The sequence below is a fragment of the Taibaiella sp. KBW10 genome (assembly GCF_003852495.1).
GTDB lineage: Bacteria > Bacteroidota > Bacteroidia > Chitinophagales > Chitinophagaceae > Edaphocola.
The window spans coordinates 340,885-362,227 of the sequence record NZ_QAJI01000004.1 but is presented as its reverse complement, the minus strand read 5'-3'; the positions used below and the strand labels follow the sequence as shown (position 1 = coordinate 362,227).

At 40.5% G+C, this 21,343-nt stretch carries 17 protein-coding genes; 4 read left to right on the top strand and 13 right to left on the bottom strand.

Annotation, left to right across the window (positions count from 1 at the left end; translation table 11 throughout):
* Positions 1-3: 3 nt before the first annotated feature.
* The gene (locus tag DBR32_RS09310) at positions 4-1,728 is read right to left on the bottom strand and encodes an amidophosphoribosyltransferase (protein ID WP_233559704.1); all 1,725 of its coding nucleotides are present in this window, start codon (positions 1,726-1,728) and stop codon (positions 4-6) included.
* 258 nt (positions 1,729-1,986) lie between these two features.
* Here DBR32_RS09310 and DBR32_RS09305 point away from each other — a divergent pair, with 258 nt between their 5' ends.
* On the top strand, positions 1,987-2,589 hold the full coding sequence (locus tag DBR32_RS09305; protein WP_124636037.1) for a hypothetical protein: 603 nt from the start codon (positions 1,987-1,989) through the stop codon (positions 2,587-2,589).
* A 207-nt stretch (positions 2,590-2,796) separates the two neighbouring features.
* Here the strand turns inward: DBR32_RS09305 and DBR32_RS09300 are convergent, their stop codons facing one another.
* From DBR32_RS09300 to DBR32_RS09270, 7 genes are all read right to left on the bottom strand, one after another.
* On the bottom strand, positions 2,797-3,522 hold the full coding sequence (locus DBR32_RS09300) for a 1-acyl-sn-glycerol-3-phosphate acyltransferase (RefSeq protein WP_124636036.1): 726 nt from the start codon (positions 3,520-3,522) through the stop codon (positions 2,797-2,799).
* A gap of 125 nt (positions 3,523-3,647) precedes the next feature.
* Positions 3,648-4,118 (bottom strand): hypothetical protein, encoded by a 471-nt coding sequence (locus tag DBR32_RS09295; protein ID WP_124636035.1) that lies wholly within the window; start codon positions 4,116-4,118, stop codon positions 3,648-3,650.
* Positions 4,119-4,268: 150 nt separating this feature from the next.
* Entirely contained in the window at positions 4,269-7,178 is a 2,910-nt protein-coding gene (locus DBR32_RS09290; protein ID WP_124636034.1) for a DUF5686 and carboxypeptidase-like regulatory domain-containing protein, read from the bottom strand.
* A gap of 10 nt (positions 7,179-7,188) precedes the next feature.
* A complete protein-coding gene (locus DBR32_RS09285) occupies positions 7,189-7,785 on the bottom strand; it encodes a phosphatase PAP2 family protein (RefSeq protein ID WP_124636033.1) in 597 nt (198 codons plus the stop codon).
* Between the two features lie 50 nt (positions 7,786-7,835).
* The gene (locus tag DBR32_RS09280; RefSeq protein WP_124636032.1) at positions 7,836-8,276 is read right to left on the bottom strand and encodes a hypothetical protein; all 441 of its coding nucleotides are present in this window, start codon (positions 8,274-8,276) and stop codon (positions 7,836-7,838) included.
* 31 nt (positions 8,277-8,307) lie between these two features.
* Positions 8,308-9,459 (bottom strand): glycosyltransferase, encoded by a 1,152-nt coding sequence (locus DBR32_RS09275; protein WP_124636031.1) that lies wholly within the window; start codon positions 9,457-9,459, stop codon positions 8,308-8,310.
* An 8-nt stretch (positions 9,460-9,467) separates the two neighbouring features.
* Positions 9,468-10,250: an alpha/beta hydrolase gene (locus DBR32_RS09270; RefSeq protein WP_124636030.1), complete on the bottom strand. Its 783-nt coding sequence runs from the start codon at positions 10,248-10,250 to the stop codon at positions 9,468-9,470.
* 138 nt (positions 10,251-10,388) lie between these two features.
* On the opposite strand from DBR32_RS09270, the gene ychF reads away from it, so the two are divergent.
* Positions 10,389-11,486 carry a redox-regulated ATPase YchF gene (gene ychF, locus DBR32_RS09265; RefSeq protein ID WP_124636029.1) on the top strand — a complete coding sequence of 366 codons (1,098 nt, stop codon included), beginning with the start codon at positions 10,389-10,391 and terminating at the stop codon, positions 11,484-11,486.
* A 577-nt stretch (positions 11,487-12,063) separates the two neighbouring features.
* On the opposite strand, the gene DBR32_RS09260 is transcribed toward ychF, so the two are convergent.
* Positions 12,064-14,091, bottom strand: a complete 2,028-nt coding sequence (locus DBR32_RS09260) for an Ig-like domain-containing protein (protein WP_124636028.1) — start codon at positions 14,089-14,091, stop codon at positions 12,064-12,066.
* 211 nt (positions 14,092-14,302) lie between these two features.
* On the opposite strand from DBR32_RS09260, the gene DBR32_RS09255 reads away from it, so the two are divergent.
* Positions 14,303-14,908, top strand: a complete 606-nt coding sequence (locus tag DBR32_RS09255) for a hypothetical protein (RefSeq protein ID WP_124636027.1) — start codon at positions 14,303-14,305, stop codon at positions 14,906-14,908.
* A gap of 1 nt (position 14,909) precedes the next feature.
* Here the strand turns inward: DBR32_RS09255 and ruvX are convergent, their stop codons facing one another.
* From ruvX to DBR32_RS09235, 4 genes are all read right to left on the bottom strand, one after another.
* Positions 14,910-15,320: a Holliday junction resolvase RuvX gene (ruvX, locus tag DBR32_RS09250; RefSeq protein ID WP_124636026.1), complete on the bottom strand. Its 411-nt coding sequence runs from the start codon at positions 15,318-15,320 to the stop codon at positions 14,910-14,912.
* Between the two features lie 2 nt (positions 15,321-15,322).
* A complete protein-coding gene (locus tag DBR32_RS09245) occupies positions 15,323-16,021 on the bottom strand; it encodes a DUF5683 domain-containing protein (RefSeq protein WP_124636025.1) in 699 nt (232 codons plus the stop codon).
* Positions 15,996-16,778, bottom strand: coding sequence for a hypothetical protein (locus tag DBR32_RS09240; RefSeq protein ID WP_124636024.1), 783 nt, complete (start codon positions 16,776-16,778; stop codon positions 15,996-15,998). Before DBR32_RS09240 ends, DBR32_RS09245 begins: the two co-directional genes overlap by 26 nt.
* Positions 16,779-16,917: 139 nt before the next feature.
* On the bottom strand, positions 16,918-18,870 hold the full coding sequence (locus tag DBR32_RS09235) for a peptidylprolyl isomerase (RefSeq protein ID WP_124636023.1): 1,953 nt from the start codon (positions 18,868-18,870) through the stop codon (positions 16,918-16,920).
* 193 nt (positions 18,871-19,063) lie between these two features.
* Here DBR32_RS09235 and DBR32_RS09230 point away from each other — a divergent pair, with 193 nt between their 5' ends.
* Complete coding sequence (locus DBR32_RS09230; RefSeq protein WP_124636022.1) at positions 19,064-21,298, top strand: Tex family protein; 2,235 nt, start codon at positions 19,064-19,066, stop codon at positions 21,296-21,298.
* Positions 21,299-21,343: the final 45 nt, after the last annotated feature.

The window sequence follows — 21,343 nt, the reverse complement described above, 5'->3', positions numbered from 1 at the left end:
ATTTTAGTATCCTCTTCCTTCTTTACGTTCCATATAGTTCATAAAAGCTTTATTGGCTACTCTATTACCTCCTTTGGTCGGATAGTTACCGGTAAAATACCAGTCTCCTGTATTATTGGGGCAAGATTTATGTAATCCTTCAATAGATTGGTAAATGATGTTTACTTCTGCGGTTACGTGTTCGGGCTTCAGTAAAGCGGCAATCTTATCGCTGATTTCCTGTGGTGTAAAATCATTGTAAATACGTTTTACATAATTTTCCTGCATCAGTTGTTCATCGCTTGCATTTTTACACAATTCGTATGCTTCGGTCATCAAATGTTCTTTGCCATGGTCTTTCAGTAAGGCTACTGCTGCTTGGAAGGCAATGAAATCACCCATTTTGCTCATGTCGATACCATAACAGTCCGGGTAGCGGATCTGCGGTGCGGAAGAAACAACGATGATGCGTTTTGGTTTTAAACGATCTAGCATCGTAAGGATACTTTGTTTCAAAGTCGTTCCTCTTACAATACTATCATCAATAACCACCAGGGTATCTAAGCCTTTCTTAACGGTACCGTAGGTAATATCATAAACGTGTTGTACCATTTCATCACGGCTACTGTCTTCCGTAATAAAGGTTCTCAGTTTCACATCTTTGATCGCGATTTTCTCAATACGTACCCTGCGATGAATCAGTTCACGGATCTCCTCATCGGTCATCTTGTGTTTATTCTTGATGATACGATCCGCTTCTATATTTTTGAGGAAGGTTTCCAATCCCTTGATCAGGCCGTAGAACGCAATCTCGGCGGTGTTGGGAATAAAGGAAACAATCGTATTTTTTAAATCATAGTCGATGGCTTTCAATACATCGTCTGAAAGGTTTTCGCCCAAAGCAATTCTCTCTTTATAGATATCGGCATCACTACCTCTGCTGAAGTAAATGCGCTCGAAACTACAAGCCGTTTTGGGTGCCGCTTCCAGGATTCTTTCATTATGGAACTTTCCTTCTGCATCTACAATAATAGCGTGTCCGGGTTCCAGTTCTTTAATATCTTCGATTTGCAGGTCAAAAGTTGTTTGTATCGCCGGTCTTTCAGAAGCGACTACGATCACCTCATCATCCTGATAATAATACGCCGGTCTGATACCGTTCTTATCTCTCATCACAAAGCTGCTGCCATTACCGACTAAACCGCCACATACAAAACCACCATCAAATTTGCTGGTTGCCTGTTGCAATACTTTTACTAAATCGGGATTTTCCGGAGAAAGGGCTTCTTCTTTACAAAGATAGTGGTGCACGGTCTGAATCATAGCACCCAAATCGCTGCTACGCTCTTCTTCTGTGGGGTTTCCTTCTAAGGCATTGTATAACTCATCCGTATTGACCAGGTTAAAATTACCGGCCATCGTCAGGTTTCTCGCCGGATTGATATCGGGTTTCACGAATGGGTGACAGAAGGCTACATTATTTCTGCCTTGTGTACCATAACGTAAGTGCCCCATCATGGCTTCTCCCATAAAACGCAGGTAACCTTTCAATAAACCGGGATGCTTTTTCAGATCAGGATACATTTTTTCTAGTTCTGATACTTCATTATTTACCTGGTTAAAGATTTCTTTAATGGCTCCGGAACCGGACACTCTCAAACGGTGCATATATTGGTATCCGGGCTCTACATTAAGTTTTAAAGTAGCAATACCGGCTCCATCCTGACCACGATTGTGTTGTTTTTCCATTAAAAGATACAGCTTATTCAAGCCGTAAAATGCAGTACCATACTTTAAGAAATAGTATGAAATGGGTTTGAGTAACCTTACGTAAGCGAGACCACATTCGTGGCGAATAGCATCTGACATAGGTGTGCAAAGTTACGATTATTTCGATTTTTACCCAATGTAAAATATAATGCCTGCATCATCAGAATTTATAAAGATTTGCGCTCCTGCATTTAATACTTATATTTATGATTATAAACATCTTATTACAATTTATTTATGAAAAAAATCATCGGTATAGCCTTCCTGGGAAGCCTCTGCTGCTCCTGCACTTCTGAAGTGGAAAAAAGCACTGGAAAACGCACGACTTATTACAGTAAGGATATTGGCTGGACGATAAAAATACCCGAAGGATGGCAGGTAACTGACAAAGAAATGGTTGAGACCCTGCAAAGTAAGGGAGAGGCTGCTTTAACAGAAACCTTAGGAGAATCTGTTGACTTCTCTGCTTTAAAGCATTTAGCCAATTTCCAGAAAGATCAGTTCAATATGTTTCAGTCTTCTATTGAGCCTTACGACACCCTAAAAGAGGGCAATTGGACAGAACATAACCTGTTTCTAAAAAAGCTGGTTTATGATACCTATACCGAAAAAGGAATAAAAGTGGATTCTACCGCTACCACAACGATGCAGGTAGACGGCTTGGCTTTTGAACAATATTCTTTTACGGTTTATGCACCGGATGGTAAAGTATTGCTCCGTCAGATCATATACAGCAGGTATATTAAGGGGTATGACTTCGGTGTCAATGTCAATTATACTAATGAGGAAGATAAGGCCATTATGCAACAGGCTTGGGAGCAGTCTACTTTTACAAAGTAAAGGGCAGTAAAAAAGGTAGTTGCTGGTACAGAAATGCACGGCTACTACCTTTTTCTAAACTAAAAACAAAACAAAAAAATATAAATTCAATTTGAACGTCGCATTATTTGCAAATCGCAAAACTGTAAAATCCTTTTGCACAACAAATTTAAAAATTTATTCTGTATAAACCATCTTAAATTTGTCACATTTTTTTTACAGAACGAATTAAGGCAATTTTTTATACTCATTAATTGTATCCCACATCTGCCGATGTACCTCTGCACTTAAGCGTTTTACATCAGTGCCATACGGTGCCACAGCCACTTTCGGCAGAAATACCACCCTGTTTTTTCCGGGCTTTAAGGACCAAAAACTTTTATAATTCCATATATCTAAGGCATCTAAAAAAACAACCGGTAAAATGGGCGTTTGCGTTTCGAGGGCAATTCTAAAAGCACCGTCATAAAAACTCTTGAGTGGTGCTCCTGTCTCATTAAACGTACCTTCGGGGAATATTAGTATGCTACTACCCTCTTCAAGGGTGTTTTTTAGCTGTTTACTACCTTCTAGTTTGCTTTTCCCATTAGCACGGTCTATGGTCACGGCCAATTGCCGGTATAAAAACCCAAAAAGCGGGATCTTGCCCAGTTCAAATTTGGCCAGTGGTCGTACAAAAAACGGGATCGCTCTAAATATAATGGGTACGTCGATATAGGAAATATGGTTTACGACTACAATGTACTCCTCATTTTTATCTAAAGGGGCCTCAAATATTTTCCGGGTGCGCATGCCCAATAAGAAAAACCATACATAGCTCCAGCCTTGTACCAATCTCCATATCGCTTTACGTCCCCAGGCCCCAAATAAACTCAGTATAAAAAAGAAGGGTAACAAGGCCAAGAAAAACAGGATAAAGGTCAATAAAGCGTAAAGGACATAGATATATTTCATACGTTCGTTTTAAGGCCGGAAGATCTGCATCGTTGGATCTGCGACTATATTTTTATCGGTAAATAAAAAAAGGTATGAAGTTTTTAAACTTCATACCAAACATAAATAATTATCTTGAATTAACCTTACATTCCGGGCATCCAGCCTCTGCCTAATTCCCTGAATGGCCAAGGAATAGACGCCAGGATCACAATAAAGGAAATAAGGAAACACCAAAAGGATTTACTGAATTTTTTCTGATCGCTTAAGCCTGCTTTTTTAGTGTTGGCATAACCGATGTGCACTAAAATTAACGCAAGAAGCATACCCAAAGTATGTTCCATCACGAAAAAGCGCGCAACGCCGTTTTTCATGACCTCTCCCATACCCAAAGCTTGTATTTGCTTGATCCCAAAATTACCCATTACATAAAGTAATAGTCCTACTACTAATTGCAGATCCATGAAAATCAGGTAAAACAACCCTGGTCTCTGATCTGATTTTGTGTATGATTTGCCGCCGCTCATACCCGATGCAGCCTTGATAATAGCCCAGATCGCAACGATAATGATCAGATAGCGCAATAGGCTGTGTACATGTAAAAGTCCTGTGTTCATAATAGTTTCAAAATTTATGGCAAATATATGACAAAATGGATCAACATTCTTTCTCAACAAGACTTTATAAGCAGGGATTTCCCTGAAGAAAAATAGACTTATAAGGCAGTAAGATGTTGTATCCCGTCAGTTTTATTTTTGTGTAATTGTTTAATAATCAAAACCAAAACTAAAGCGAATCCCCGTAGTTGGCGCATTGGGCAGATTGGTATAAGTAAACCGTTTAACAAAGTCAATCCGCAATACCTGCAGTATGTTTTCTACACCAACACTGGCTTCTATATAAGGAACGTTGCCAAAACTATTTACAATCGGCCGGCCATTAGCATCGGCCGGAAACAATAACAGGTTTTTATTGAATTGCGGCAGATTGCTGTTGCGAATACCTCCATAAAGTGCTTTAAAACAGAATACTTCTCTCAGTTTCAATTTGTTTACCAATGGAATCCGGTTTAGGATAAATCCTTTCAAATGATAATCTACGGTAAGCCCTACATATTGATCGCTGGCAAACTCCATAAAGTTCATCATATTATAAGCGCCTACACTAAAGCGGTAGGTCTGATTGGCCTGTGGGATAAACAATAAAGGATATGGTACATTTCCCCGTAAATACCCGGCATCCAAGCTCATCCTGGCCTCTCCGAAAGGTGCAAGGAAAAAGGTTTTGCTGAGGTTGACATCCAGTCGTTGATAAGGAATCACCGCATCGCCGTAACCATCGTTGAAGCCCAGCGTCGCTTTCACATTTATGGCCAAAGCACCATTGCTGATATAACCACGGTATCTTTTGTTCTGGTAAAATTTTTCCCTGGGCGACCATCTCCAATTGAGACTTACTTCGTTGGTCGAGATATTACGTATGGTATCGTTGGTGCCCGAAGCCCTGGTAAAATACAGATTGCCTGCCGCCTCTTGTTGCCATAAATTATAGCTTAGCGAGAAGGTCATGTGGTTTTGCAATTCCTTATTATACTGCGCCGTAAATAATTTATTATAGATCCAGCGGTTACCGTCTCCACGCTTGGCAATGTCCGAGATTTTCTCCTGAGTGGCATAACCCAGTTCCTGGCCAGGTGCGCGTACGTCAGACTGATAGCTGACTTTTACATAATGCATCGGAAAGCCATAAATGTATTTTTTTGTAAGGGAATAACTGCCCCCGATATAATATTTGAATCTTTCGTCCCGTAAACCATAGGCGGCATATCCTTCCAGTAAGAAGTTTTGCCATTTTTTAATATTGGTTCTTGCCCCCACCCGGAATTTATGCCCTTCGAGCTGATTATAGGAATACAGATCGTAGATGCTCCCTAATTCTACCCATCCCAGGTTTTTATAACCCGTACCCAACACATAACCCCATTCGAGCATGTTTTTATACGACTTTAGGGTAATCAGGCTATCTATGTTTTTGTAGGCCTTTTTCTCAAAAAAACTTAGGGATTTGGGTCGTTCTTCTTCCCAGAATTCATTCGATTTCTTTAGCGTAGTATCTCCAAAATATTCTAAGGGTTTCTGCTTTTCCTTAAAAACCGTATCGGGAATGGTGATATTGGTCTGGTAATCGCTTTTTTCAGTATAGCGTACACCAACCGCCCCTCTTTTGGAATTGAACAGCCCGAAGTTTACAAAATAACTGCTTTTATGCTGCCAGTATTTGCCGCTGTTTTGTTGTTTTTCAAAGTCCAGATCGATTTTCAGGTCATTGGTCCAGTTCAGGTTAATGCCTTTGGCAATCCCCATTTTAATTTTAGTGACGGCAAAATCGGGATCGAGAGTAACGAATATGGTACCGATAAATAGAAAATCTTTATTATTTCTCGGTTCAAACTCCAGTTGTACCACCTGTTTGCCACCTACCATATTGGTATCTACAATATAATATTTGTAGAATTGCGGTGCAGCCGGTGCAATGGGACTTAAAAAGAAATTGCTCAACACCCTTATCTTATTATCATAAATATCTACCTGGTCATAAAGCCGATCCAGAAAAGAAGAAATGTTATTGCTTTCGATCAGGTTACTGCCAAAGCGCATTCTTTTCTCTGAAGTCATGATTTTAGCGGTCTTTTGCCGCTTCTTGCTCCAATAGTTATCTGCAATGTTTTCCGTAACATACATCGGAAGTAGTTTTCGACCCTTCAGCATGGCAGTATCTTCATTCTGGAAAATAAAACGGAATTTACGGAACAGGAAATTGTGTTTGATAGCTCTCGGAAGATTGCTCACATAAAAGACCATCTTATCATAGCTAATGTATTTACTGTCTTCGTTGGTCTGCATCCGGTTGTCTTCTTTATGATCGATAACCTTTTTGATCAGCATTACGGCCTGATTATTCTTATTACGATACCTGCCTTTGCGCTTTCCTTTGACCAATACTTCGTTTAACTCACTCACCAAAGGTTGTAAGGCTATAGTGACCGGAAGCTGGCCGGCTGATAAGGATAGTACAGTATCGATTTCTTCATAACCCAATGCGGAGATATGTAAAGACTGTTTGTCTCCGCCGAATAGCAATTGAAAATTGCCCATTGTATCAGTTGCAGTACCCTCTTCTTCCTCTTTCATATAAATGGAGACGCCGGGAATGATATCCCCTTTGTCTGCATCAATCACTTTACCATTTATCTTTGAAATAGTGCCTGAAAAATTACTGGTATCATTACCCGCATTTTTTATAGAATCGGGATGGATCATACCCTTATTCTTCCGGTCATCCACAAAATCACCATACTTATCTTTAGGGAGCAACATGATGGTCAACATCAGGTCTTGTTCTTCTCTAAGGGTGATGATGGCCTGCTGATAATGCTCTGCAATAACCAGTATGTTTTTGGCTTCGGCTTTGGTCGACAGGATAAATCCACCCAGGCTATCGGTCCTGGCGGTATCTGATTCATAAATCACGAATGCGCCGGAAAGCGGCACTTTAGATTTTTCGGCAAGTACTTTGCCCACGATCACTTTTTGCGCCTTTGCAGCCAAAGAAAGGCCGCAAATGCAGAGCATCATTCCGAAGAAGCGCATGGTAAAAAGAGATTTGTAGTATGTCAATTGTTTGGGTTTACGGGGTAGATAATCGGGAGTTGCGCAGGCTGGGCAGGCCTAATCTCTTATTGTATATTGTCGCAAACAGATACCCTATTCCTGTTCCCAAAAGGGCGCCGCATAAAATATCTAAGGGATAGTGAACCCCTACATATACCTGGCCATAAGCAATGGAAAATGCCCAGGGAAAAAACAGGTAAATGGCTTTCCCCGTATGTCTCCTTAAGGTAAAAATGATAAATGCAGCAATGCAAAAATGATTTACTGCATGAGAAGAAGTAAAGCTATAACTACCGCTGCAATACCCCAGTACTTTTCGTACCTGCCCTTGTAGCAGGGGTTCATTACAAGGTCTGATCCGCGCTACCCATGGTTTGATGAGGTGACTGCTCAGCTGATCGCTGCAAAGCATCATGACCCCAACAAATAGAAACCAAGGCCATACTTTAAGCCCGAAACGGTATACCAAATAAGCAACGATAAGGATATATAAGGGCAGCCAGGTCTTGGCATCCCGCCATACGGGCATAATAAGATCCAAAAAATGACTTGTCCACTCTGTATTGATTTTTAAAAACAAAGACCGATCTAGTTCCAGTAGTTCTGCTAGCATGTATACAAATAAGTTCAGGTAAGGTAAACGTTCAGAAGCCTAATACGGACCTAATATGGAATAATGTCTTCCGCATTATTGTTATTGTTGTTGGTTGGGGTACTCGCACCCAATTCTACTTTATCAACGATGTATTGTCCGGGCTTTTCATTCATATTGGTATAGGTATCGCCCCGCCAAGGCAGGCTTTTACGATATTGATTATAATGAATGATTACGTTTTTGCCTATACTTTGTTCCAAAACGGTTACGATCTTGGGGTCTTCCACACTAAAATAAAAATACTGTGCCTGAAAATTACCGCCTACACGACCAAAACCAGACATTAATATTTCGCCTTCGTAAGTTTTAAAGACATTGCCTTTCCTGGAAAATTTTTGCAATACACCTTCTCTTTGTCCGTCGCTGTAGCGATTGATATAGAACCAATAAACATAGCCACCTATCGCCACAATGAGCAGCAGGACCAGAATTCCGATTATTTTACGCATAAGTATTGTGTGTGTTTAGTTTTTCGTTTTTTTATTTTACGATCCTTCCTTTCCATGAATATTTACCAAATTTACCTAAAAATCCTGCAATTATGATGTATAGGATATGCAACGGCTGTAAAAATATAAAAAATAGCAATTCGTTGGCTTTGTGAAAGAAGCGGGAAACGGGATAGAGGAAGTATAATTCTGCCACAATCTTAATGCTCAGGCAGAGCAGCAACACAGCACAATAGGCGGGAATACATAAAGAAACAATCGTAAGGAAGAGTAAATTTACATTGAAGAGGTAGACCGCCAAAAGAATGAGGGTCATCTTAAACTGTGGGTAGCTATCGGCTTTGGATGCCCAACGGATCCGCTGATTGATAAAGTGCTTAAGTGTGGGCTGTACGGGTGTTTCGACTATGGCTTCCTGACTAAAAAGAAAGCGAATACTGCCCGGAAAACGCATATTGATTTTTTGCATCAGCATCATATCGTCGCCCGAAGCTTTATGATCAATGCCTTTATAGCCTTCTACGGCATCAAAAGCGACTTTTGAAAATAACATATTGGCGCCATTACACATATTGCCCAGGCCTAGCCGGTTTGAGGCGATGGTAATGCCTTGCATGGTCATAAAATCCAGGCTTTGGAAATAATATAACCAGGACCGATGATGGTCAAAGGGTGTAAAGGAAACCGGAGCGGCAATAAAATGAATAGCGGGATCTTCTAATTGCTGTGCGTATAACGCCAGCCAGTTTGGGGGAAGGATACAATCCGCATCTGTGGTGAGGATATAACTTCCATTTGCCATTCCAATGGCTATTTCCAGGGCCTTCTTTTTATAAGCATTCAGGGTTTCTTCCGGCGACAGGTAATCTTTTAGTTGCAGGATGCGGTGTGGGGCGGATAATATTTTTTGCGCAATAGATACGGTCTCATCGGTAGAAAAATCGTCGATCAAAATGATTTCAAAACGATCGGCATCATAAGTATTTCTTAAGATGGATTGCAGGCAAGCGGCAATATTCCCGGCCTCATCGCGTGCAGGTATGATAATGGAAAAAGTAGGTTTGTGTTCAGAAAATGCGTTGGTAAAAGGTTTACGCTTTTCGATGGTAAACCCATAACGGTATAAGCCCATCAGGACTATATAAACGGCACATAAAAAAAAGCTGATTATTGTATAGAGCATAGGGTCGGTCAGGGTTTGAGCTGGGACGCGATATGATCCAGGAGGTTTTCGGAAGGAATCGGCTCTACCCTTGCAGCCGGTAGTTTTTTAATGAATTTTTCTGCCTGTTTTACCTCATCTTCGGGTGCATCGGCAGGTATATAAATGATGGTTGGAATGGCATATTTTTTAAGTTGCCACCGCACTTTATCCAGTTCCGGTACGATGTTTTTAGTCAGGGATGTATCGACGCTTAACGCTTTCCTGAAGCCCTCGTTTTCAAGCACCCTTTTCATGTATGCAAAATTACTTTTTTTAAGGAGTTTTACGTTTTTCGCCGCAGACAGGTACCGGAGTCCTGTCTCCGGTGCTGAGGCCAGTTGCCGGAAGATCCGTTTTCCCAGAGGATTTCTTGCTTCCGGGCCATACCAGGGTTTTGGCTGCAAGTCAGCTGCTGCCCATAAGAATGCGCCATCAATCCACTCACTACGTTGTTCTGCCAATGTCAGTACAAATCTGCTGCCGATACCGTAACCCAGAAGTGAAAACTTATCTACATCAAATTCAACTTTAAACCGTTCGCACAAAGTTATCAATGCCACTTTCGTAATAGCGCCCCGCCAGCTCGTTTTTCCATGTTCCGGAAGGTCAGGGGCAATGATCGTAAAGGTCTCTCCCACTTTTCGGGCCAAAGCTGCAAAAAAAGAAGCATCCTGTCCTGATCCGTGAAAAGCCAGTAATAAACGCTTACCGGTACCGTATCGTACAAAATGCAGTTTGTTGTTTTGGTATGAAAGTGTTCCGGATGGCATAAAGGGCTAAAAATGGGTTTGAACCGGGCAAAGATAAATAATCGTATAGAATAATAAAGATTTAGTGTAAACGCCTGGGCAGATAATAGTAAGCATTGATAAATAATCCCTACATTTGCAAAAATTTTTAAATCAAAAATGGCTTTACAGGCAGGAATCGTAGGATTACCCAACGTGGGTAAATCCACCCTATTTAACGCAGTAAGTAATAGCGCCAAAGCGCAAGCATCTAATTACAGATTCTGTACCATCGAGCCTAATGTAGGTTTGGTAGATGTACCGGATGAGCGTATGGATGCATTAGCAAAAATTGTTCAACCAGAACGTATTGTACCAACGGCTATTGAGTTTGTGGATATTGCGGGTTTGGTAAAAGGTGCTTCTAAAGGGGAAGGTCTGGGTAATAAATTTCTGGGTAATATCAGAGAGGTAGATGCGGTAGTACACGTGATCCGTTGTTTTGAAGATGAGAATATCTTGCGGGAAGAAGGCGCGATCAATCCTGTAAGCGATAAAGAAATTATCGATACAGAGTTGCAATTGGCCGATTTGTCCAGTGTAGAAAAAAAGATTGCCCGTGTAGAGAAAGTGGCCAAAAATGATCCTAAACAAAAGATTGTTTTGGATGTGCTGCTGGCTTGTAAAGGTCATCTGGAACAAGGGAAAAACGTTAGAGGACTGAATTTAGCGGGAGAAGAGAAAGAAGCGATTGCCGATATCTTTTTATTAACGGCTAAACCGGTATTATATGTAGCCAATGTGGATGAAGGATCTATGCACACAGGTAATGCTTATTCTGAAGCCCTGAAAAAGGTAGCGGAAGAAGAAGGGGCACAAATCATTATCATGTGTAACAATATTGAAGCACAGATTTCTGAGATGGAAGATCCGGACGATAAAGCCGTGTTTCTTGAGGAATACAGCTTAACAGAACCCGGTTTGAACCGTTTGATTCGTGCAGCTTATACATTATTAGACCTGATTACCTACTTTACTGCAGGTGTACAGGAAGTACGTGCCTGGACGATTCATAAAGGATGGAAAGCACCACAGGCTGCCAGCGTAATTCACACGGATTTTGAAAAAGGATTTATCAAGGCTGAGGTTATTGCCTATAACGATTATATCGAATTAGGTGGTGAAAATGGCTGTAAGGAAAAAGGAAAATTACGGATTGAAGGTAAGGAATATGTGGTGAGTGATGGTGATGTAATGCATTTCCGATTTAATGTTTAATAATTTAGTATTACCATAGTAAAAAGGCTCCGTTTATATAAACGGAGCCTTTTTATGTATAAAGAAGTGCAGTTATATTTCCCTACATTATATTGAGAAAGCCTTTATAATATATTGTTTACTAGTTGTTTAGGTCTGTTTCTATGCCCGGAAGATAGGCACCTATTTTGTTCGTCCTTTTGTGGCAACAAAAGGACCAAAAATGCCTGTTTTCATCAAGGCGATTGCTCCGCATCGCAATTTTGTTGCGTTTCGTGCATTGATTTTTGAGCTTTAAGCGAGTATACATGGCTCAAAAATCGCAACGCCACTTACAAAATTGCTATCGCTGTGATGAAAACAATAAGCGATCCGTACAGAACAGATCGATTTTTTAGCCATGAATTTATATAGCCTTGATTTTTAGCGCTACCTTTTGCATCGAGGTAAAAGGTAGCAGTTGCTATAAATAGAAATCAAATGAATAATTAAATCTCTTTGCCTCCTAAAGCCGGATATACTCGATATAATGTATTAAAAAGGTTCGGTCTCATTTGAGACCGAACCTTTTTTGATGTATAATCTAGAAGAAGTATTATTATCTTACTACTGCTTTCACAGTACCAAAACCTTTTGCACCTGTTACTTGAATTACATACATTCCGCTGGATAAGTTTAAGTTGTTCAATACAACTGTATTGTTACCGGCTTTTGCAGCATAATTTTGTGTAGCTACTTTACGACCAATTAAATCATAAACATTGATTTCCAGGTTATCGTTGCTTTTCAATTCAACATTCATATTGATGGTGTTTCTTGTTGGCATACCCAATACCTGAAGATTAACAGAAGCACCTTTTACAGTATTAATACCTGTTGTGCTGTTTTGCACTTGGATATCATCATATGTTAACTCGTAAGCACCTGCAGTACCACACTCATAACTGAATGCTAAATAAAACGCTGTGTTTTTATAAGCAGTTAAGCTGATGTCTTTAATTTGTTTCCATGTTGTATCCGGAACTGAACCTAAAGCTGGTACATTTAAAGTAGTCCATGTAGCCAGTGTTGGATCGCCTGCACCGCTATAATTTGTAGAAATCATGATTTTACGAGTTACCGTACCGGTAAAACGTCTTTTTTGCCAGAAGCTTAAGTTTGGATTAACGATTGCAGAGAAATCAAGTTTACGTGCAGAGATTAACCAGTCATTATTGGCTTCAGAACCTGTAGAAGAACCACCATTGATATAAACAGCACTTGTATCGGTACGGCCAAATTTAGAACAGTTCCATACTTTAGCACCTGATACACTGTATCTTACGAAATCGCCAATTGCAGTAGAAATACAACCGTCAAATGTTTCGTTTAAAGAAGTTTGATATGAAGTATCTCTTGTTGTAAATGCCCAACCTGTAGTACCGGAAACAGGATGGTTTCCTATTGTACCGTTTTTAACAGTATTAGTATCTACAGTAATATAATAAGAAGTTGCATTTTCTAAAGCGATTGGAGCAAATTTAGCTCTGTCTGCAGTGATTGTTGCATTTGCACCGGTAAAGGTAGCGATTGGTGTTGCCTGACCCACTTTGTATAATTTCACACTACCCGTACTTGCAGTGATATTACTAGAGAAAGTCATGCTGATAGAATCCGTTAAAGGAGACACGTTAGTACCAAAAGGAATTTTGAAAGTAACAGAAGGTGCCTGAGGCGTTGTATCTACTGTAGTAAACGTCCATGAAGTTGTTCCGCTAACCGGTGTATTACCCGCACCACTATAAGTAAAGGTGTTGGTATCTACGGTTACATAGTAAGAAGTTGCATTTTGCAAAGCGATTGGTGCAAATTTAGCTTTTGTACCTGTAATCGTCGCATTCGCTCCTGTAAAAGTAGCAACTGGTGTTGCCTGACCTACTTTGTATAACTTCACACTACCCGTACTTGCTGTAATAGCATTAGAGAATGTAGCCGTTAATGAATCGGTAGTTAAAGGTACGCCTGTTCCGCTTGGTGTTTTTGCCGTAACATATAAACTAGTACCTGGAGTGGTAGAGTAAATAGTTACATTAATATCATCAATACTTACCCTTGTACTAGCAGTACTTTTCTTCATCAATTTGAAACGGATATTTCCGGCAACATTAATGTTATGGGTAAATGTAGTTAATACGGTATCTGTAACTGGATCAGTAGCAACTAAAGTCCAGGTAGAACCTGCGTTGGTACTATATAAAACCTGAATAGAATCTACCGCATCTGAACCATATCGTCCGGCTTTAAAGGAAAACGTTCCGGCACCACTTGGTAAGTCAGAAATCATTTGCATATAACCTTGCGTACCAGTAGTATTACTTGTTAATCTCATTCTGGCTGATCTTGTGCCATTAAGACGATCGCCACCAGGAGTGATCATAGTGCCCAAATATACACCAGGCATTTTCCAGTTGGCCCCATTTGCAGCTATCGTTAACGTATCGGCATAAGCCTTTGAGTTAGGATTAGTCGTAGCAGTCTCAAAATCTACCACATAAGGATATGTTTGTGCGTTTGCAGCCAAACCAAATCCCGACAATAACAAAGCGCAAGCCAATTTTGCTCTTAAATTGTGAAAAATTGCTCTCATAAATTAATATTTATTTTATTTGTGGCAAAGTTAATAAAATGATAGAACATGTTGGTTATAAATGCCATTTATTAAGAATTAGGTAACACAACAAATGGTAATAAAACTATAATAACGAGCATTTTACAATTGTTACCTTATATTTGTAAGGATAATGGCTTTCTTACTATATCGTAAAAGCTTATTGTTTAAACAAAAAAACGGAAACAAAATGAAAAAAGTAATCTTCTCTGTTATGGCACTGGCAGGCTGTCTGGCTGTAACCACAAAAGCTGATGCTCAATTACAAAAAGGGACGTTCTTGGTTGGGGGACAATTAGCCAATATCAATTTCGGACTTGGAAGTTCGAACTCTGTAAGCCTGGACATTAGTCCTAAAGTGGGATATTTTATCCAAAACAATTTAGCCCTGGGCCTTGAAGTACCTTTAGGATTTACTGCAATCAAGGGTATTGATCCAACATTCCGCTACGGTATCGGTGCTTTCGGGCGTTATTATTTTGCCCCTAAGGAATTTAACATCGATAATATCCTGAACCGTGGCCGCTTCTTTGGAGAAGCTGGTGTTGGTATTGCAGGCCAAACCGATGTCGAAGTGGGCTTTAACATCAAAGTAGGTGCGGGTTATGCTTATTTCATTACACCAAATGTAGCCTTGGAAACCTTAGTAAGATACCAAGGTACTTATGGCACCGGTAATACTTCGGGTTTAGGCATTAATTTGGGTTTCCAGATTCATCTGCCTTCTAAGAAAATAAAATCTGAGTATTATCAGATTAAAAAGGATGTGGAAACGAAAAGAACAGGTGAAGAATAGTTTAGAGGAAATCTAAATATCCCTGTAGTATTATTTTGGCGCTGATCTCATCGATCAGCGCTTTGTTTTGCCGGTCTTTTTTCTTTAGTCCGCTGTCGATCATCACCTGAAAAGCCATTTTGGAGGTATAGCGCTCGTCACAAAGAATGATCTCTTTGTCCGGAAATACTTTTTGCAGTTGCTGGTGACATTTTTCGACTTTGGCCGTAATATCTGTTGCAGTACCATTTAGGTTTTGCGGATAACCCAGCAATATTTTATCCACTTCATTTTCTTTCAATACCTGTTTCAGGGACCATATCAGTTTTTCTGTATCTACCGTACCGATTCCGGTTGCAATCATATTCAGCGGATCGCTGATGGCCAAACCTGTTCTCTTCTTTCCGTAATCTATCGCAATGATCTTAGCCATGGTTATTTTTTGAAATTAAAGGCAATGCCTACTCCCGGACTGATACCCCAGGGGGTGGGTTGGAAAGTAGGTTTTACCCGGAAACTGATATCTTCTGAAATGTCAAAGTGTTTGAGATGGGCAGAAACATTGGCATCCATAATCTGGAGGCCATAACCCAGGACTGAAATAAGTACGGTCATATCGAGGTATTTCTTAAAATAATCCCGTTCATTTTTGATCCTTGTATCGTCAAATCGCCCTACATACTTATCGGTATATATATTATTTAACCGGTCGGCATACACCCTCCGAAATTCATTATAGCCCTTTAAATTATCCTGAAAGAAATAAACGCCTGCACCCAGTAGTCCATAAACAATCGGTAGTTTCCAATACTGTCCGTTATTGAGCTGACCAAGTCCCGGAAACAGCATAGAATACATGGCGGAACGCTTTGGAATAATGACGGAGTCTTTCCACGCAAAAACACCTTTTCTTAAGTCTTTATTTTCGATAAAGGTAACGGAATCGCTTAGTGGCAGGGTATTCTTTTTATTTTTAAGGGTATCCTGTTCCAAAGATAATGTGATGTCTTTATTGCCATCTGCAGCAAAGGAACGGTTATATGCCAGTGTAGCCATCAGGAAAAACAGGATGAGCAAACCACTTCGGCTATAGCCTTCCCTTGTTTTGTTACCGCTCACTGTTATATGGTTCATATGGTTTGTCTTCCGGTTTATTAAACTCTTGTCTGGCGCTGCGTTCCCTGAAATTGCGCACTGTTTCTTTGATATAGGTATAATAATCGTACTCATTCATGACACGGATAAAATTATAATTAGGCCTGTATAAGCGCTTATACATTTCGAGGCTATCACTATTGAGTTGTGTCAACTGAACAATCAGACGGTCGTTAAATACATAATCGATAAATTTATCGCGCTCCCAATACTCATAATTTTGCTGGAATTTCCAAATCATTCGGTTGCGTTTACTCAAAGCATCAAAAGGATGTTGGATCACATCCAGTCCGGTAAGCTTATAATGTTCCAGGGCCTCTTTATAGATAGCTCTTCTTTTGATGCTGTCGATAGCGGCACCCGCAAAGGAATTGGCTAAGAAGCGGTCATCAATAATCGTATTGCTTTCTGTCAACTGAATATTATAATAGCTAGCCAGTATATCTGATTTTACATTGACCCTTGCCGCATCATATCCCGGTATCCTGAATTCTACCAACTGGCCTTTCTGCACTTCAATTTCAAATTGACCATTCTTCGTTGTCTTCACTTCAAGGCCCGTATGTACATTTACGATACTTACCTCTTCAATAGGTTTGTTTGAAATCCGGTCAACCACAATGCCAACCATCTTATGTGCAAAGGAACTTATCGAAACCAGGAAGAATGCCAGTAATGAAAAAAAGGTTCTTAAGTATGCCGGCCGGGTAAAAGAAAATGGGATGTGGTCTGTCAAAATGGAAAAAATATTTAATACAAAAATAGGTATTAATACCTTTAGGTGTATTCATTATTAATAAAAAGGGCTATTACACCATTCCAAAACGTAAGTTCTTTACATAATGGTATTTATAATAGCCGTTTAAAACAATATTTTATTGTGCCAACTTCTTTAAAGCCGCCGTATTCAACTTGAAAGTATATTTACTACGCAACTCTTTTTCCCAGTTTTGCTCCAATTGTTTCTGATAGTCTTCGACAATAGCGCCCTTCGCTTCGTCCAGTGTTTTGGGAACAACAAGGTTGTAGACCTTTGTCGGGTATACAAATATTTCGCCATTATCCCCGTCCTTTTTGATGTCTGTAACCTTACCTTCCGGTAAATTGTTTTTGTCAAACATGTTGACATAATCAAATTCAAAGCGGCCGGTTTGCTGATATATCTTTTCGCTGTTAGACGGTGTATTTGCCTTAGTCAAGGCATCGTCTACCGATAAGCCCTGTGCTAAAGCATTATGTACCTGTTGCAGCGCTTCATGGTTTTTACTTTGTATGATAACGCCTTCAAAACCGGGCTGCCACTGGTATTTAGTGCTATTAGCGGTGTAAAATTTTCTAAGGTTCATCGTGTCCTTAGTTGCTTTTGACCAGATGTTTTTATCCATCAGATCAAAGATCAGGACGCCGTTACGGTATTCAGAGATCAGGTTTTTATAATCTTTATTGTTTGTCTCCAGATCTGCGATCTGAAGATCTGTAACCACCTTGTCGGTATAAATACGGTATAATTCCTTAAAGGCCTCTTCTTTTCTGCCGTTTAACCTTCCTTGGGTTAAGGCCATTATATATTGAAGAAAATCCTGTTGGGTATAGGTTTTTTGCTGTACTTCAAACAGTTTTTCCTTGAGATTAGGATAGGCCTGCAGCTGATTTCCCTTTTCCAGGTCATTTTGATTAATCGTATTCACCAATGCGCTCAGGTTTTCCGGATACTCTTTAAAGCCCATTTTTTTCTTCACTTCCAGCATGTCTTTGGCCTTAGCCACTTCAAAACGACTGTTCTGCTCTACTTTATTCACCAGGAAACTTTTTTCTTCCTCAAAGGTGCCCAAAGGTTTTTTTGAGATCAACTTCAGAATATGTACCCCATAATCGGTGATTACCGGTTCCGATATATCCCCAACATTTTTCAAACCAAACGCAGCATTTTCAAATACTTCGGTCATTTTGCCCGTTTTAAAAGGTGGTATCTTCCCCCCCGTGCCAACGGTATATTCATCTTCCGAATATTTTTGAACCAAGGCTTCAAAAGACGCCTGCTGGTTGATCAGTTGGTTTCTGATATCCATGGCAAGCTTTACTTTTTCTGTAACCATATCAGCATTGCCATTATTGTTTGCCAACAAAATCTGAGCCACTTCTACCGTTCCGGTCGAAGGCCTTTCTGCCAATACTTTTACGATATGGTAGCCATATTGTGTTTTGAAGGGCTTGGAGAGAGTACCTACCGGGGTATTATACGCTACATTTTCAAATTCATATGGTGTTTGAAAGGCTGTAATATAGCCCATGCTTCCGCCCTGTATACCCGTCGCTTTATCCATCGAGTACTTCTTGGCCATTTCTTCGAATGAGACCTTACCGGAATTGATTTGCGCATATAAGCTATCAATAAAGTTTTTGGAAACATCGTTAGAAGGTGTAGCCGTATAGGACTGGATCAGGATGTGTGCTACCTTACGCTCCGTCTGTGTTCTGTTATAGGCCTCGCGGGCAAGTGCTTCTACATTTTCCTTACCGGTCAAGTAGTTTTTAGCCAATTGTATCTTATAATTATTAATCTCGCTCTTAATGGCGTCGATGGTATCTATTTTGAGGGCTTCCGCTTCCTTCACTTTCATTTTGTATAAGGCATACAAATTGGCAAAATTGGTCAGCGATGCATCATTGTAACTTAAGGTATTACTCGAATTATTCTTCTTATACCCTGCTAAGAACTCTTCTTTAGAAACGGCTTCATTTCCTACCGTAAAAATAGTTTGTGCCTGAGCGGCAGAATAGCTCAATCCTAAGCTGATACCTAACAATACTAAATATTTCTTATTCATTTTGATAATTGAAAAAAATAATTTTGGATGGGCTAAATTAACTATTCTTTCGTAAATAAACGCTATTTTATTATGGGCTTAAAAATGGCTTGATACTGAACATCATTATACCGATTTATCCTTAAAAATGAAAAAAAATGTTGTGGAAGAACTGCCTATATTTGCCCACTTTAAAATATCAAACAATATAGCAATGCACACGACACATTCTAAAATTATTGCACAGAAACTTGGTTTGGCAGAGAAAGGTATCCTTACGGTTTTGGAACTTTTAGGTGAAGGCGCCACCATACCGTTTATCGCGCGGTACCGCAAAGATCAGACCGGTGCGCTGGATGAGGTACAGATACAGCAGATACAGGAAGAGGCAAAGTTTCAACAAGAATTTTCGGATCGGAAAGCATTTATTGAAAAGACGATTACGGAGCAGGGCAAAATGTCGGAGGAATTACAGCGGAAAATAGACAAAGCCATTACGATAAATGAATTAGAGGATATCTACTTGCCTTATAAGCCTAAGCGTAAAACTAAAGCACAGACGGCAAGGGAAAACGGATTGGAACCCCTGGCCTTATGGTTGTTGGAACAAAAAGAAGGAAACCCGGAAACGGAGGCAGCAGCCTACCTTAATGATACCGTGACCGATCCGATGGCGGCCTTACAGGGTGCGCGCGACATTATTGCGGAAACGGTAAATGAAAATGCACTTGTAAGGGCTAAGATGCGGAAACTGTTTGAACAAACAGCAACGGTACAAAGTAAAGTACTTACCGGGCAGGAAGCGGCAGGTGCAAAGTATAAAGACTATTTTGAGTTTTCAGAGCCGGTATCCAAAATACCCTCGCACCGTATGCTGGCAGTGATGCGTGGCTTCATGGAAGGTATCCTGAAGATGAACATTACCCCGGAAGAAGAAACCGCCCTGGCAACCATTGAGGAAGACTATTTAAAAGGAAACAGTACGGCGACGGAACAGGTAAAGAAAGCCATCAGAGATGCGTACCGTAGACTACTGCAACCAAGCCTGGAAAGTGAATTCCGTATGGAATTGAAAATAAAATCTGATGAAGAGGCCATAACCGTATTTGCCGAAAACCTGCGTCAGTTGCTCCTCTCCTCTCCTTTAGGATCCAAGCGCATTATAGCTATTGATCCCGGTTACCGTACCGGTTGTAAAGTTGTAGTGATTGATGATAAAGGAGACTTATTGCATAATGACCTGATTTATGTGCATGAAAAGAACTATAAATTAAATGAAGCGGAAAATACGATCCGATCGTTGGTGCAAAAACACCAGATCGAAGCCTTTGCGATTGGTGATGGTACGGCAGGCAGGGAGACAGAGCAGTTTGTGAAAAACCTGCAACTGGCCTTACCGATATTCCTGGTGAATGAAGATGGGGCTTCGGTATATTCCGCCTCGCCTACGGCCAGGGAAGAATTTCCGGATTATGATGTTACGGTGAGAGGCGCAGTGAGCATCGGCAGAAGGTTGATGGACCCATTGGCTGAACTCGTAAAAATCGATCCTAAAAGTATTGGTGTGGGTCAGTACCAGCATGATGTAAACCAAACTCGTTTGAAGGATCGTTTGGATCAGACAGTGGAAAGCTGTGTGAATGCGGTGGGCGTGAACCTGAATACAGCGGGAAAACACCTTTTGGCTTATGTGAGTGGTATCGGCGCTAATGTTGCCGAAAATATTGTAAAGTATCGTAGTGAAAACGGGCAGTTTGCCAATCGTAAGGATTTATTAAAAGTACCACGCCTGGGCAATAAGGCCTATGAGCAATGCGCGGGCTTTTTAAGAATCAAAAATGCAACGCATCCTTTAGATGCTTCCGGTGTGCATCCTGAAGCTTATCATATCGTAGAACAAATGGCGAAAGATACACAGGTGGCCGTCGCAGAATTAATCGGTAATGAACAGGCGATTAAACAGATTGCGATTCAAAAATATGTAAGTGAAACGATTGGGTTACACACCTTACAAGATATTATCAAAGAGCTAAAAAAACCGGGTCTTGATCCGCGTAGTGAATTGGAACAATTTGAATATGCCAGTATTTACAGTATAGAAGATGTGGCCATCGGCATGATTGTACCGGGTATTGTAACGAATCTTACCCGCTTTGGCGCGTTTGTGGATATCGGGGTGAAACAAGATGGTTTGGTGCATGTGTCCGAAATTGCGCATCAATATATCAGCGATCCGAGTGAGGCTTTAAAACTGAATGATAAGGTAATGGTATTGGTTACGGAAGTTGACCTGTCCAGAAAACGGATTGCTTTGTCGATCAAGCAGGCGCAGGCACCCGGTGCTGCGGCAACCAAAAAGAACCAGGCGCCTAAAAAGGGGACCTCAGAACCAAAACATGAAACTATGGCTGATGCTTTGAGCCACCTTAAGAATAGGTTTAAGAAATAGGCGTATACGCAAATATAAAAGGGCGGCAAGAATTTCTTGCCGCCC